14 protein-coding genes are annotated in these 14719 nt (G+C 47.6%); 10 read left to right on the top strand and 4 right to left on the bottom strand.

Annotation, left to right across the window (positions count from 1 at the left end):
• Positions 1–74: 74 nt before the first annotated feature.
• Positions 75–935 carry a VIT1/CCC1 transporter family protein gene (locus BREVNS_RS06920; protein WP_483426291.1) on the bottom strand — a complete coding sequence of 287 codons (861 nt, stop codon included), beginning with the start codon at positions 933–935 and terminating at the stop codon, positions 75–77.
• 197 nt (positions 936–1132) lie between these two features.
• Between BREVNS_RS06920 and BREVNS_RS06915 the strand changes: the two genes are divergently transcribed.
• The 5 genes from BREVNS_RS06915 (at position 1133) to BREVNS_RS06895 (ending at position 5772) form a co-directional block, all read left to right on the top strand.
• The gene (locus tag BREVNS_RS06915; RefSeq protein ID WP_483426290.1) at positions 1133–1798 is read left to right on the top strand and encodes an inorganic pyrophosphatase; all 666 of its coding nucleotides are present in this window, start codon (positions 1133–1135) and stop codon (positions 1796–1798) included.
• A complete protein-coding gene (gene rlmN / locus BREVNS_RS06910; RefSeq protein ID WP_483426289.1) occupies positions 1795–2898 on the top strand; it encodes a dual-specificity RNA methyltransferase RlmN in 1104 nt (367 codons plus the stop codon). The genes BREVNS_RS06915 and rlmN overlap by 4 nt, the downstream gene beginning before the upstream one ends.
• Positions 2899–2900: 2 nt before the next feature.
• Complete coding sequence (locus BREVNS_RS06905; protein WP_483426288.1) at positions 2901–3809, top strand: RluA family pseudouridine synthase; 909 nt, start codon at positions 2901–2903, stop codon at positions 3807–3809.
• Positions 3810–4077: 268 nt separating this feature from the next.
• Positions 4078–4560, top strand: a complete 483-nt coding sequence (locus BREVNS_RS06900; protein ID WP_483428042.1) for an ATP-binding protein — start codon at positions 4078–4080, stop codon at positions 4558–4560.
• Positions 4561–4653: 93 nt separating this feature from the next.
• A complete protein-coding gene (locus BREVNS_RS06895; RefSeq protein WP_483426287.1) occupies positions 4654–5772 on the top strand; it encodes a CapA family protein in 1119 nt (372 codons plus the stop codon).
• 1 nt (position 5773) lies between these two features.
• Here the strand turns inward: BREVNS_RS06895 and purB are convergent, their stop codons facing one another.
• Together purB and icd are read right to left on the bottom strand one after the other, a co-directional pair.
• Positions 5774–7198: an adenylosuccinate lyase gene (purB, locus tag BREVNS_RS06890; protein WP_483426286.1), complete on the bottom strand. Its 1425-nt coding sequence runs from the start codon at positions 7196–7198 to the stop codon at positions 5774–5776.
• 3 nt (positions 7199–7201) lie between these two features.
• A complete protein-coding gene (gene icd, locus BREVNS_RS06885; RefSeq protein WP_483426285.1) occupies positions 7202–8428 on the bottom strand; it encodes an isocitrate dehydrogenase (NADP(+)) in 1227 nt (408 codons plus the stop codon).
• 202 nt (positions 8429–8630) lie between these two features.
• On the opposite strand from icd, the gene BREVNS_RS06880 reads away from it, so the two are divergent.
• Genes BREVNS_RS06880 through BREVNS_RS06860 form a run of 5 tightly spaced genes read left to right on the top strand, consistent with a single transcriptional unit; the run spans position 8631 to position 13981 of the window.
• Positions 8631–9734: a class II glutamine amidotransferase gene (locus BREVNS_RS06880; RefSeq protein WP_483426284.1), complete on the top strand. Its 1104-nt coding sequence runs from the start codon at positions 8631–8633 to the stop codon at positions 9732–9734.
• Positions 9735–9744: 10 nt separating this feature from the next.
• The gene (locus BREVNS_RS06875; RefSeq protein WP_483426283.1) at positions 9745–10575 is read left to right on the top strand and encodes a GltB/FmdC/FwdC-like GXGXG domain-containing protein; all 831 of its coding nucleotides are present in this window, start codon (positions 9745–9747) and stop codon (positions 10573–10575) included.
• Positions 10576–10592: 17 nt separating this feature from the next.
• Positions 10593–12125: a glutamate synthase-related protein gene (locus BREVNS_RS06870; RefSeq protein ID WP_483426282.1), complete on the top strand. Its 1533-nt coding sequence runs from the start codon at positions 10593–10595 to the stop codon at positions 12123–12125.
• 14 nt (positions 12126–12139) lie between these two features.
• The gene (locus tag BREVNS_RS06865; RefSeq protein WP_483426281.1) at positions 12140–12670 is read left to right on the top strand and encodes a 4Fe-4S dicluster domain-containing protein; all 531 of its coding nucleotides are present in this window, start codon (positions 12140–12142) and stop codon (positions 12668–12670) included.
• A gap of 12 nt (positions 12671–12682) precedes the next feature.
• Positions 12683–13981 carry an NAD(P)/FAD-dependent oxidoreductase gene (locus BREVNS_RS06860; RefSeq protein WP_483426280.1) on the top strand — a complete coding sequence of 433 codons (1299 nt, stop codon included), beginning with the start codon at positions 12683–12685 and terminating at the stop codon, positions 13979–13981.
• Positions 13982–14011: 30 nt separating this feature from the next.
• Here the strand turns inward: BREVNS_RS06860 and BREVNS_RS06855 are convergent, their stop codons facing one another.
• Positions 14012–14719, bottom strand: coding sequence for a hypothetical protein (locus BREVNS_RS06855; RefSeq protein ID WP_483426279.1), 708 nt, complete (start codon positions 14717–14719; stop codon positions 14012–14014).

Genomic DNA, 14719 nt, shown 5'->3' with positions numbered 1-14719 from the left:
TTCATCAAAAATAGCATAACGAAAAAAGAAAGTTTTTTCAAGTTTTATCATGAGAGTGCCTCATTTCACCCGTGTTAGCCATCCACGCCAAAGAAGATTTTGAGCACCCAGCCCAAACAAAAGGAAAAGGTCGCCACCCCAAGACTTATGAGACTCATCTCAAAGAATCGCTCTTTAAAATCCATATCCTTGGCCACAGAGATGTAGTAGTTGAACAGGCCGATGATCCCTATCACCACAAAAATCATCACACCCAGACTGACAAAACTATTACTGAGCAAAAGATAGGGAAGAATCATCAAAAGCACGGTAAGCATATAAGCCCCACCGGTATAAAGGGCCGCTTTCCAGGGATGCTTCTCCCCCTCGGCCTTTGAAGCCAAATAGTTTGAAGCTGCCATGGAAAAAGCAGCCGACACCCCTGTGACAAGTCCGGCTATGGAGATAAGCTTTGCATCCCTCAACGCAAGGGTAAAACCCGCCAGGGCTCCTGTCAACTCCACAAGGGCATCATTGAGCCCCAAAACAATAGAACCCACATAGCGTAATTTCTCTTCATCAAGCATATTCAAAAGTGATTTTTCATGAAGCTCCTCTTCTTCTCCTATTTTTTTGGCTTCAGGGAAAATCTCCGAGAGTTTTGCATAGTGCCTTGAACCCGTCCCTTCATTCCTTTCCATCAATTTGAGTACAAAGGTCATTCCTAACATCTTGGCCAAGATAACCCTCAAAAACACCTTTCTCATGTCTGGCTTGACTTCAATTCCGGTTTTCTTTTGCCAGTACAGGGCATGGGACTTTTCCGCCTCAGCAATCTGAGAAAGCACCTTGGCATTCTTTTCTTCTACCATGGCGGCAAGCTTTTTGTACACCACGTATTCCGTCATTTCATTTCTCTGAATAGCAAGAAGAGCTTTCAGGTATTTTTTCCCCATAGAACCCTACTCCGGTTTTTGTTTTTCTACGATTGTAAGGCTTTTCGAGGAAAAAAGCAAACGCTGGGAGAAGTGGAGTGTTACAGAAAAACTTCTCGTTGTTCGAAACCTTTGCACGATGTGCAAAGGTCTGAAGAAGTTGATTTTTGCCCTCTTTTCTCCTTACACTAATAGACACGTTTTTGAAGGAGTATACCTTGAAAGAAAAAAGCCCATACTGTGTTTTTCGCGCTCATCCCTGGCATGGGGTACGTATTGGAGAAGAATATCCCAATGTGGTCTCCGCTTACATTGAACTTGTCCCTTCTGATACCGTGAAATATGAACTGGACAAGGAAACAGGTATGCTCAAGGTCGATAGGCCACAGCTCTACTCCAGTATCCCTCCCATGCTCTATGGGTTTATCCCTCAGACACTCTGTGGAGAAAAAACAGCCTCCTTCTGCCGGGAAAAAACAGGCCGTTCCCAGGTGGTAGGGGATATGGATCCCCTTGATATCTGTGTCCTCTCAGAAAAAGCCCTCTTTCACGGCGACATTCTCCTCCATGCTCGCCCTATCGGTGGCATCCGGATGATAGACCATGGGGAAGCCGATGACAAGATTGTGGCTGTGATGGTAAAGGACGCTGTCTATGAAATGTACAAAGATATCAACGATCTCCCACCCCTTCTTTTGGATCGTATTGTTCACTATTTTCTCACCTACAAAAACGCCCCGGACAATGAAGACAACCGCTGTGAGATTACCCACGTGTATGGAGTAGGCGAGGCTCATGAGGTGATCCGGCGTGCCCATGAGGATTACCTTGCCCTCTACGGAGAAGAGATACAGCACGCTCGCTCATCGGGCAGGTTAGTATGAAACGATGGCTCAATCTTTCGCTTGAGGAATTGCGCTCTCTGATGGAAGAGATAGGCCAACCACCCCACCGGGCCAATCAGATATGGACGTGGGTATGGACAAAGTTCATCACCGATATTCAAAGAATGACGGATCTCCCCAAGAAGTGGCGAGACGAACTCCAGAATGATCTGGTACTTCTTCCCCTCCGCATTATAGACAGCCTCGAAGAGGAAGAAAGTGTCAAGCTTCTTTTTGAAACCTTGGACGGTCATCATATAGAGGCAGTCATCCTCAAACAGGATGAGGCTACCGAGGAAAGCGACGACCCCAAAAAACGACTCACCCTTTGTGTCTCCTCTCAAGCGGGGTGTCCCCTTGGATGTGTCTTCTGTGCGACGGGAAAGCTTGGTTTTGCTAGAAACTTAGAAGTAGATGAAATCCTCGCCCAGGTCATTCTTGCCGAAGAATTTATCCTTCAACATCCCGGGCTTTTTGGGCTTTCTCTTACCACACCGAGAAAAATCTCCAATATCGTTTTCATGGGGATGGGAGAACCCTTCCTCAACTGGGAAAACGTCCAGAAAGCCATTCGCACCCTCACCCATCCCAAGGGCTATAACCTTGGCTACCGCCATATCACCATTTCTACCGCCGGTATTATTGAGGGCATTCGAGAATTTACCCAGTGGAATCAACCCGTCCGGCTGGCTGTTTCGCTCCATTCTCCCTTCCGGATAGGAAGAGAACGTCTCATGCCAATAGCCAAAACCAACCCCCTCGATGACCTCATGGAAGCCCTTCGGGAATATCAGGATGCCACAGGACGAAGAATTACCTTTGAATACATCCTCATTGCCGGTGTCAATGACCGAAGAGAGGACGCTGAGGGCTTACGAAAGCTTCTGCTTCCCTTCAAATACCTTCTCAATATTATCCCCTACAATCCTGTCGAGGGTATTGACCTCGAAACCCCCTCGCAGGGAAGGGTGAAGACCTTTCTTCTCTTTTTGAAAGAAGCCGGTATCCATGCCACCCTCCGAAAGAGTCGAGGGAGAAAAATTGCCGCCGGCTGTGGCCAATTAGGCCTTCTCTGGAAAAATCGGGAGATCAGACTGTAGCCATGCCCACACGAGTGGAGTTTCTTTCCCCCACAAAGGGGAGACTTGACAAAATCGTCGCCGACTATCTCCAACAACAGGGCTATGCCATAACAAGAAGCGGGCTCAAATCACAGGATATCCCCATCACTGTCAACAATCGAAAAGAAAAATTGAGTCATGAAGTGCAGGTAGGGGACGTGATTACAGTGGAAATCCCGGATCCCAAGCCTTTAGAGTTAGAACCCCAACCGGTGGCGTTTTCTGTGGTCTATCAGGACGAACACATCGCCGTCATCAACAAGCCCTATGGGGTTGTGGTCCACCCCTCCAAAGGTCATGAAGAGGGCACGCTTGTGCATGGTCTTCTCTATCATTTAGGAGATCATCTGTCTTCGGTTGGGGGAAAGGAACGACCTGGAATCGTTCACCGGCTCGACAAAGACACCACAGGTCTTCTCATTGTAGCTCTCACGGATAGGGCTCACCACCGGCTTGTAGAAGATTTCAAGAACCATCGCATCCACAAGATCTACCAGGCTATCGTCAAAGGCCATCCGCCGGCAAGTGGCACCATTGACGCCCCTATTGGTCGCTGCAATACCAACAGAAAAAAAATGGCTGTCGTTTCCACAGGGAAACCAGCCCTCTCAGAATTCCGTGTGCTTCAGTATCTCAAAAATCATGCCCTTGTTGAAGTGCGTATTCACACAGGGAGAACCCATCAGATCCGTGTCCACATGGCTCATATTGGCCACCCTATCGCTGGAGATCCTCTCTACTCCCGACATGCCAACCACTACCACTTACCGGGTATTGCCCTCTGTGCCAAGGAACTCTCTTTTGCCCATCCTATCACTGGAGAGCATCTCCATTTTGTGATCGAATTACCCCAGGAAATGCTCCTCTTGAAAGAGAAACTTTCTCAATAAAACCTTCCCTTCTCCTTCTTTTTCCCCTTTTCGTTGACAAAACCAAAAAAAGTGGCTATACTATTTAAGAAAAAAGGACATACATGCCGATAGTATAAATGACGTTCAATGGGGAGGATATCAGATGAGAGAAAGCCTCTACAGGTATGAGATTGTTGGTCGCAAGAATGAGAATACCCTTCTTCTCAAACTTGAGGATGGACGAGAGATTCAGGTCAAGCAATTAGCAAAGGTTGATGATAATCATGCTCTATTCAATACGCATGGGATGTATTACAAAGAATTCCCCAGTGATTTTTCCAAGGTGCGTGCGTACACCTCTTATATTATTCAGTATGCCCCTGACCTGTACAAGGAAGTCAACCTGCTTGAGCAGCAGATAAGCGAGCTGGTAAAAAACGGCATTGAACACGGAAACAAGATGGACCCCAACAAGAAAATCAAGGTATGGTTTGACTTCAACAAAAGGGCCAAGGTCATCGTTGAGGACGAGGGAAATGGATTTGCCCTGATGAACGAATGGAATCAGTTCGCCATTGATAGAACCATATGTCTCGTGAGCCAGGACTTTGAGCATTTTGCCGATCTGGTAGCGTGGAAGGGACCAGAATCCACAGAAATGGACGGTGGAAATGCCCTTTTCGCTGCCCTTGAGTACTGGAATGGAGGATTTCTCTACAATCAAAGGGGAAATCGGTGTGTCGCTGTCCGCTACTTCCCGGACAATGCTGAATACAGAAAATACGTATAAAACGAGGCACTCATACAGAAAGCCTTTTCCCTTTCGGGAAAAGGCTTTTTTGTTCCTATTCAATCTCCTGCAAAGAATAGAGATGAGAGAAAAATGACAAGAGAACGGAGTAAAATGAAGTGGTGGGCAGGTTTTCTTTTGGCCGGAATGATACTTTCAGGATGCGACAAAGAAAAAAAGAGCCTGGTGAGACAAGAGAAAATCATACCAGAAGCACCCTCTCAAGAGAAGAAAACCAACTCCCTACGAATTTTTTTGGGAGGAGATGTCAATTTCTCTTGGGAAATAGAAAAAACCCTCGCTGAGGGAAAAGATCCGTTCTTTTTTGTCAAAGGCATCATGAGAGAAGCTGATCTTACTATTGTCAACTTAGAAACCACCATAGCCACCAATGGTACGCCCCAAACCAAGACCCATGTCTTTCGAAGTCCCCCTTCCGTCCTTCACTGGCTCACCAATGCCGGCGTTGACGTCGTTTCTCTTGCGAATAACCATGCCATGGATTATGGAAGTGTCGCCATGCTTGAGATGAGAGAACACCTGACAAATTATGGTCTTCTCTTTGCAGGCGCAGGAAAAAACTGGGAAGAGGCTATACGCCCTGTCATCATAACCCAGATAGGAATAACCATTGGTATTCTCTGTGCAGGATTTCAAAAACCTGAGGAGCTGATGGCCACAGCCAAAAGACCAGGAACTGCAGGGCTTCGCTGGAAAAAGATTGTCTCGATGGTGAGCAACCTCAGCCAAGAGGTAGAGTATCTTCTTTTCTTTGTCCACTGGGGATGGGAGTATGTGGTTCCCCCTCTACATTCAGAACAGGTATCAAATGCCTATGCTATCATTGATGCCGGGGCAGATGTCATTGTCGGACATCACCCCCATATTATTCAAGCCTTTGAAATATACAAAGGCAAACCCATTTTCTATAGCGTCGGAAATTTTTTGTTCCCTCAATGGAGAATAAAAGAAGCCCGCCCCGCAATAGCCGTTGTCCTTGACCTTACGAAGGAAGAAGGGAAAATACAAACCACCCCTTACCTTCTTCCGCTTTACAGGCTTTCCAATACCTTCCAGACCGTCATAGCTTCAGGAAAGGAAAGTGAAGAGGTCTGGGAAATCGTCAGCAACCGTTCTCTTCTCCGGGGAACCAACTGGAGCCTTCAACCTGAGAGAAAAGGATGGGTTCCTTTCTGGAGGATTGTCTTTTAAGTTATACCCTGATATCGGCCTGTATATCACTTTCCGTTTGGTATTTCTCGAGAAGGGGATCTATATACTCAGCCAAAAGTTCTTCCACCTGCCAGGGAGCACGCCCCACATACTGGGAAAGATCAGAGATCTTCTCCCAGACTTCATCAGGAAGATTGAACTCCTGAGATTCCCGCAGAGCCTGAAGCATATCAAAATCCCTACCCTCCCTCACAGCCGCCACCTGCTTCATCGCATACTCCCGGATAACCTCATGGAGATGCTGTCGGTTTCCTCCTCTCTTCACAGCCTCCATCAGGATGTTTTCCGTCGCATAGAAGGGAAGATTCTGCATCATGATACGGTGAATCACCTCGGGATAGACCTGCATACCAGAGAAAAGTTTCTGACAAAGGATGAGAATAGCGTCTGTAGCCAAAAATCCTTCCGCTATGGAAAGACGACGGTTCGCGGAATCATCGAGTGTCCTCTCAAGAAACTGATTGGCATAGGTATAGGCGGCGTTTTGCACATTGTTTATCACATAACGAGCCAGGGCAGTGATACGTTCTGCCAAAATGGGATTCCGTTTGTAGGGCATAGCCGAAGAACCAACCTGTTTTTTGTCAAAGGGCTCCTCCACCTGCCAGGAGTGCTGCATGAGCCGAATATCATTGGAAGCCCTATGAGCCGTCTGGGCAATGTGGGAAAGAACCTCAAGAACCCACACGTCTATCTTTCTTGTGAGTGTCTGCCCTGACACAGGAACAACCTTCTCAAAACCAAGTTTTTTGGCTACTAATCTATCAAGCTGACGTACTTTTTCTCTGTCTCCTTCAAAGAGTTCCATGAAACTGGCCTGAGTCCCCGTTGTTCCTTTGGCCCCACGAAGCATGAGATGATCAAGCCTGTACTCAAGATCCTCAAGATCAAGCGCAAAATCATAAAGCCACAGGCTGATACGCTTGCCCAGAGTGGTGGGTTGAGCAGGCTGAAGATGGGTATAACCAAGGACAGGAAGATGACGATACTCCCAGGCCTTGTTTCGGAGAGTGCGAATCACAGAGACAAGACGTTTGCGCACAAGAAGAAGAGCCCTTCTCCAGAGGATGACATCGGTATTGTCCGTCACAAAACACGAGGTAGCCCCAAGATGGATAATCCCGGCCGCCTTGGGAGCCACTTCCCCATAAGCCCGAATATGGCTCATGACATCGTGGTGAATTTCTTTTTCGATGGCACGGGCCCGTTCAAGGTTGAGATTATCACGATTCTTTTTGAGGTCTTCAATCTGTTCCTCTGTAATGGGAAGCCCCAGTTCCTTTTCTGCTTCGGCAAGGGCTATCCAGCAATCTCGCCAGGTGAGAAATTTTGTTTCCTCTGAGAAGATTTCAAGCATCTCCTGAGAGGCATAGCGAGTTTCAAGGGGATTCTGGTAGATGGCCATGACTTATGCTCCCATATTTTCAACAATAGCCTTGGCAAACTCACTGGTTTTGACCTCCCGGGCGTTTGGCATCTGGCGGGCAAGGTCATAGGTAACCACCCCACTGGCAATCGTTTTTTGAAGGCCCTTTTCAATGAGTTCGGCGGCTTCTGTCCAGCCAAGGTATTCAAGCATCATCTTGCCGGAGAGGATCACTGAACCGGGATTGACCTTGTCAAGACCAGCGTATTTTGGGGCTGTTCCATGGGTAGCCTCAAAAACGGCATAAAAATCACCGATATTTCCACCAGGAGCCATACCAAGTCCCCCTACCTGAGCCGCAATAGCATCCGAAAGATAATCACCGTTGAGATTCATCGTGACAAGAATATCGTATTCATCTGGTCGAAGAAGAGCCTGCTGGAACATGTTATCCGCAATCCTGTCTTTGATCACAATCTTGTCTGTAGGACCGGTAAGTTCCGACTCAAAAACCACCTTGTCCCCAAACTCTCTTTTGGCAAGATCATAACACCAGTTTTTGAAGGCCCCTTCGGTGTATTTCATGATGTTCCCTTTGTGAACAATGGTGATGGATTTTCGTTTGTTGGCAATAGCATACTGAAGAGCCTTGCGCATGATACGTTCGCTTCCAAAACGACTCATCGGTTTGATACCAATACCGGAATCCGGTCGAATGGTTTTCCCCGTGCGTGTTTGAATATAGGCAATGATATCCCTTGCTTCTGGCGTATCTATAGCCCATTCAAGCCCGGCATACACATCTTCGGTATTTTCACGGAAGATCACCATATCCACTTTTTCAGGGTTTTTGACCGGACATGGAGTTCCTTCGTAGTACTTCACAGGACGAATACAGGCATACAGGTCAAGAACCTGCCTGAGGGTAACATTGAGGCTTTTGAAGCCCTCTCCAACAGGAGTTGTAAGAGGCCCCTTGATGGCCACATAGTACTCCTGAATAGCGGTTACGGTCTCATCTGGAAGATAGGTGCCATACAGGGCGTTTGCCTTTTCACCGGCATACACCTCCATCCAGACGATTTTGCGTTTTCCACCGTAGGCTTTGGCCACCGCCTGATCAAAAACATACTGAGAAGCTTTCCAGATATCAGGCCCTGTCCCATCACCTTCAATGAAAGGAATGATGGGCCTATCAGGAACTACAAGCTGATTGTTTTGAACGGCTATTTTTTCTCCATCAGAAGGGATAGACAATTTGAAAAACATCGGCTTCCTCCATGAAAAAGTCCGGTATATGATGAAGCAAAAAAGGATTTTTTGCAAGAAATGAGAGCGTTACCTCACTCATGCAGAAGTCTCAAAAAAACATGCTTCTTTTTGAAGAAACACCCCTAAAAAATTTGCAAGATTTTTTGTTTATCTTTATCCTGTATGTCCTTTCATTTTCATAAGGTAAGGAGAAAATACTATGCCCTATACCTACGAGGATGTCATTCCCTACGGGGAAAAAGACACATCTGGTTGCGGTCTCATCGGGTTTATTCACCGGGATGGCCGAAAAGAAGATGGCAACAACATCATTCGTGCTATTGAGCACATGCGGGAACGAGGCAACGGGCTTGGTGGTGGTTTTGCCGTGTATGGTCTGTATGAGTCTTACAAGGACCATTATGCCATCCACATGATGTACGACAACACCGATGCCCGCAAGGAAACAGAAGCCTTCATCAAAACAAGTTTTGCCGTGGATCTTGAGGAACAGATTCCTACCCGGCCAAACAGATACATCAAAAATCCCCCTCTCTTTTATCGCTACTTCTGTAAGATTCCCGAGACCTATCTTCAGTTTCAGGAACCGGATGACTACGTGCGGGAAAAGGTGATTTATATCAACAAATACATCAATGGGGCCTTTGTGCTTTCCAGTGGAAAGAACATGGGGGCTTTCAAAGGGGTTGGTGAAGCCCACGATATTGGGGACTTCTTCCGACTGGATGAATACAAGGCCCACACCTGGATCGCCCATAGCCGATTCCCAACCAATACCCCGGGCTGGTGGGGTGGTGCCCATCCCTTTACCATGCTGAACTATTCGGTGGTACACAATGGGGAGATCTCTTCGTATGGGATCAACAGACGTTATCTTGAGAGCTTTGGTTATGAATGTTCGATGAGAACGGATACAGAGGTGGTGGCGTACGGGGTAGATCTTCTTCGTCGCCGTCATAAGCTTCCGTGGAAGGCTGTGGCTGCCGTTTTTGCTTCCCGTTTCTGGAAGGATATTGACAAACTGCCACCTGAAGAAAAGGATCTTCACATCCGCCTCCGGGCTTCGTATGGTGGGCTTCTTTTCAATGGGCCTTTTGCCTTTATTATTGGCTTTGAGGGTGGTTTTATGGCTATTGCCGACCGGGGAAAACTCAGGCCTATGGTCGTTGGCTACAAGGGCGACTCTGTCTATGTCTCCAGTGAGGAATCTTCTATCAGACTGATTCAACCGGACTTAGATAGGGTGTGGCATCCACGGGCGGGAGAACCGGTGTTTGCCTTTCTGAAAGGCTATGAAGAATAAGGAGAGAGCGATGAAAGTGATAGATGCAAAGAACCTTCACTATCGGGAACTCAATACCATCATCTATGAGGCCATCCAGAAGGGAGAAAAGCACTTTCGAGTAGAAAACGTGCTTGGACAACGCTTCATTGGAGATGGGCTTCGTGGAGAGGATATTCTCATAGAGGTCTATGGTACTCCTGGTAACGATCTTGCCGCCTTTATGAACGGTCCTACCATCCGGGTATATGGAAACGCCCAGGATGGGGTGGGAAACACCATGAATGCGGGAAAGATTTTTATCCACGGGGATGCAGGGGATGTGCTTTTTTATGGAATGCGTGGTGGTGAGGTCTATATCAAGGGAGATGTGGGTTACCGTGTCGGTATCCATATGAAAGAGTATATGGATTTTGTTCCCAAGGCGGTCATCGGCGGATGCGCCGGAGACTTCTTTGGTGAGTACATGGCTGGGGGTATACTTGTTCTTTTAGGGCTTACCGCTCAGAAAGGTGAACCAATTACGGGAGATTATCTCTCCACGGGTATGCACGGTGGACGGATCTACATCCGTGGAAAGGTCGATCCCACCACCTTGGGAAAGGAAGCAAAACCTTTTGACCTTGATGCCGAGGATGAGAAGATTCTCAGGCCTCTTCTTGAAAACTTCTGCAAAGAGTTTGGCTATGATATGAAAGAGATTATGAAGGTGCCTTTTACCAAGCTTATTCCGGTGAGTAAGCGTCCCTATGGGAAACATTATGTACCAGGCTGGCATACACTGACCAATCGAAAACAGTTGGTCCCTTCTTCGTATGAAGAGAATGGTTATCCCGCTACACGGTCAGTTCGTGACCGTTAAGGTAAAGGAGGAAAAGCATGCTGTATCAACCAACGGTTACCAATTTTTATGATTTTCGGGTGGTAAGAGATCAGGAGCGCTGTATCAAGTGTCAGGGCTGTGTGACACAGTGCTCTTTTGAGGCAAACTTCTGGGATGCTGAGAGAGAAAAAATAGATTCTATCCACAGCAAGTGTGTGGGGTGTCATCGCTGTGAGGCCTATTGTCCTACCGATGCCATCTCTATTCAACCCAATCCCAGTGCGTTTCGTCCCCATGGGTACTGGACAAAACGAGAAATCCGCAACATCTATCTCAATGCGGAAACAGGGGCTATTGGACTCACAGGTATGGGAAATGATATGTCAACACAGCCCACCTATTTTGACAGGATGCTTTTCGATGCCTGTCAGGTGACAAACCCGTCTATTGACCCCCTTCGAGAACCCATGGAACTTCGTACCTACATGGGAAATCGTGGCCGTGAAGTACCTGTTTCGCCTGATGCAACCAAGGTGGAGCTTTCTACAAAGCTTTCTCCCCTGATGAAATTAGATATCCCTATTATTTTTGGTCCGATGTCATTTGGATCCATTAACCTGAATGTTCAGAAGGCCCTGGCGGCCACAGCCCAGGCTTATGGGACCTACTGGAGTACCGGTGAGGGTGGTCTTCACCGCAGTCTCTACAAGTATGGCCCAAACACCATTGTCCAGGTGGCTTCTGGTCGTTTTGGAGTACATGAGGAATATCTCAAGGCTGGTGGAGCGATCGAAATCAAGATTGGGCAGGGAGCCAAGCCAGGGATTGGTGGACATCTCCCCGGTGAAAAGGTACTTGAAGAGATTTCCAAGACCCGTATGATCCCGGTGGGAAGCGATGCCATTTCTCCTGCTCCTCACCATGACATTTATTCAATTGAGGATCTTCGTCAGCTCATTTATGCCCTGAAAGAGGCTACGCGCTACGAAAAACCTGTGAGTGTAAAGGTGGCCGCTGTGCATAACATTGCCGCTATTGCCTCTGGTATCGCCCGTGCAGGAGCTGATGTGATTGTGGTGGATGGTTATCGTGGAGGAACAGGAGCAACCCCCACTATTGTGCGAGAGCATACAGGTATTCCTATTGAAATAGCTATTGCGGTGGTTGACGATCGTCTGCGCCAGGAAGGTATCAGAGAAAATGTAGGACTCGTGGCCGCAGGTGGTATCCGGAGTGCCGCTGATGCCCTCAAGGCAATTGCTCTTGGGGCTGATGCCGTGTATGTCGCCAGCGCTGCTCTCATTGCGGTAGGATGTACCATGTGTCAGCAGTGTCACACCGGTCGCTGTGCATGGGGTATTACCACCAATGATCCTTTCTTGGCCAAACGCCAGAATCCCGAAATCGCCACAGAACGCGTCTCCAATATGCTGCGGGCATGGCAGATCGAGATGAAAGAAGTGCTGGGAAGTATGGGTCTCAACGCCATTGAGAGTCTCCGGGGAAATAGGGAACGACTCCGGGCTGTTGGTATGACAAAAGAAGAGATGGAAGTTCTTGGCCTCAAAATGGCCGGTATCGGTATGTAAATGAGGAGGAAGCCGTGAAAAGAGTCTATCCAAGAGAAGAATACTGTGTGGCCTGCCACCTCTGTGAGGTTGCTTGTATCCTTGAACACTCAAAGTCGAAAAATATTTTTGTGGCCTTTTCAGAGAAGCCAAAGGTCAATTCCAAAATAGAAGTCCAGATGCGAGGTCCCCTCTCCTTTTCTGCCAATTGTCGTATCTGTGAACACGCTGAATGTGTGGAAGCCTGTCCCGTAGGAGCCATGTGGCGCTATGAGGAAACGGGGCTTGTCAAGGTAGATCAGGACCGCTGTATTGGCTGCTGGATGTGTATCATGGCTTGTCCTCAGGGATCTATCACCACTCGCGTTGACCAGGAACTGGGTCTGCGGGTATCCGATAAATGCGACCTCTGTGAGGGTCGAGCCGAGGGACCAGCCTGTGTTCAGGCCTGCCCCAACGATGCCCTTGTGTTTGAGGACAGGGACGCCGAACTGCCAAAAGAAAGTCCTCTTCGCGGTTCCTATCATGAGTACATTGCCGGTGAAGATCTCAACCTCATCGACTAAGGAGAATAACCTATGACAAAAGCAAAGTATCTCACCATCGGCTATTCAGCCGGGGCTATTGGAATGATAGAGGCCATTCGTCAATACGACAAAGATGGGACTATCCTTGCCCTGACAAAAGAGCCCTATGTAGCTTACGGAAGGCCTGCCATTGTAGATTACGCCATGGGCAAAATTCATGAAGAAGGCATCTTCTATCGTGGAAGTGCCTACAGTGAATCCAGAAAGGTGACCGTTCGTACCGGCGCTGAGGTAGTGGCCATTAACGCCAGGGCCAAAACCGTCAAGTTAGCCACAGGCGAAGAAATAGGGTATGAACATCTTCTTATCAACACGGGTGGAAAGCCCATTAGCCCCCCCATGCCAGGCAAAGAACTTCCTGGCGTCATGCACTTTTTTAACCTTGACGAAGCCAAGGAGATGCGAAAACAAGTCCTCGAAAAGGGTGCCAAGCGGGCTGTGGTGATTGGTGGTGGTCTCATTGGTCTCAAGGCAACCGAAGCCCTTGTCCATCTTGGAGTAGAAGTGGTGATGGTTGAGCTTGCCCCCATCATTCTTGGACGTGCCCTTGATCCAGTGAGTTCCCGTCTCATGGCTGAGAAGATGCAGAAGCATGGCGTTCGTATCTATACCAACGCCAGCGTCACCGAAATTCTTGGTGATACCAAAGTGAGACAGGTGAAACTCTCCACCGGGGATGTTATTGATACCGATTTAGTGTATATCTCCATCGGGGTAACCCCTGAAAGTAAGCTCGCAGAAGAAGCCGGGATCGCAGTAAACCGTGGTATTGAGGTTAACCGCTACATGCAAACCAATCTCCCGGATGTGTATGCTGCAGGTGACGTGGCCAAGGGGTACAACTTCCTCACCAAAGAAAACATGATTATCGCCATCTGGCCTGTCGCGCGCAAAATGGGGTATTTTGCAGGACTCTCCATGGTGGGTAAACCTCTTGAATACGATGGTTCGATTCCTATGAATTCGCTCTATTTTGAGGATCTCTATACCATCTCCTATGGAGAAACCAACCCTCAAAATCCTTCCGACTACGAAATTCTTGAAAAACTCTACGATGATGGGATAACCTATCGCAAGTTCGTGATCAAGGATAACCGCATCATGGGAGCGGTATTTGTGAACGATATCACCCGGGCTGGAATTGTAAAAGGCCTGATCTATGAGGATGTCCCCGTCTCCAAGTACAAGGATAAACTTCTTCGCAGGGACTTTTCATTTGTTGATCTTCCCAAAAGCTACCGCTCCTTTGTGTACGGTAAACCCTTCAAAGAACTGTTAGCAAAAGAATAAAAAAAGAGCCACCCGGTGGGTGGCTCTTTTTTAGAAACGGTATCCAAGGGTCCATTCAAAGGTAAGGGGGAAATAGCTATTCACAAAGCGCGTCTGGGAAGTAAACTGAAAGAAATAACCCACAGCCGCAGTAAAAACAATATTTTTTATACCATACGTTTCAAAACCAATACCGCCTCCTCCGGCAAACTCATAATCCGTGGTAGTTTCATAATAAGTGTAATAAGAAACCGGTTTTCCAAAATAGACGCCCGCTTTCATCCCACTCCAGACAAAGAACCGCCCTTCTAAACTGGTGAGGGGATGGGAAAAATCGTGGAGAAACCATTGCCAGAACACTCCCCCTATGAGAAATCCTACCGCTGAATTATTTTCTCCCGACATGTAGAATGGCACAAAAGAGAACTGAAGGGCAAAAGGTCCAGAAAAATAGTATTTGTAGCAAAGCCCCCCTCCAGAAGCCCCACCATAATGAACCCCTAACATATGATGATAGGTTTCTTCTTCCTTTCCTTCCAAAGAAGAAACCTTATTCGTAGAATGACTGGTATTTTGCTTCTGTCCATCAGTTTGATTTGTGATTTCGGTCGATGGAGATGAGATCCCATTGGTGGTAGTGATGGCACTTTCCCCTGCATTGGTCTCGGTATCAAGAATAGCCGTATTCGCCCTCTCCTGACCAAAAAGAGAACCAACCAAAAGACATATAGGCAAAAAGAGAGACAAGAGATGTTTCAT

This window comes from Longinema margulisiae, from assembly GCF_025266855.1.
In the GTDB taxonomy this organism is placed as follows: domain Bacteria; phylum Spirochaetota; class Brevinematia; order Brevinematales; family Thermospiraceae; genus Thermospira.
The sequence above is the reverse complement of the archived record's forward strand: the minus strand, read 5'-3'. Positions and strand labels throughout refer to the sequence as shown.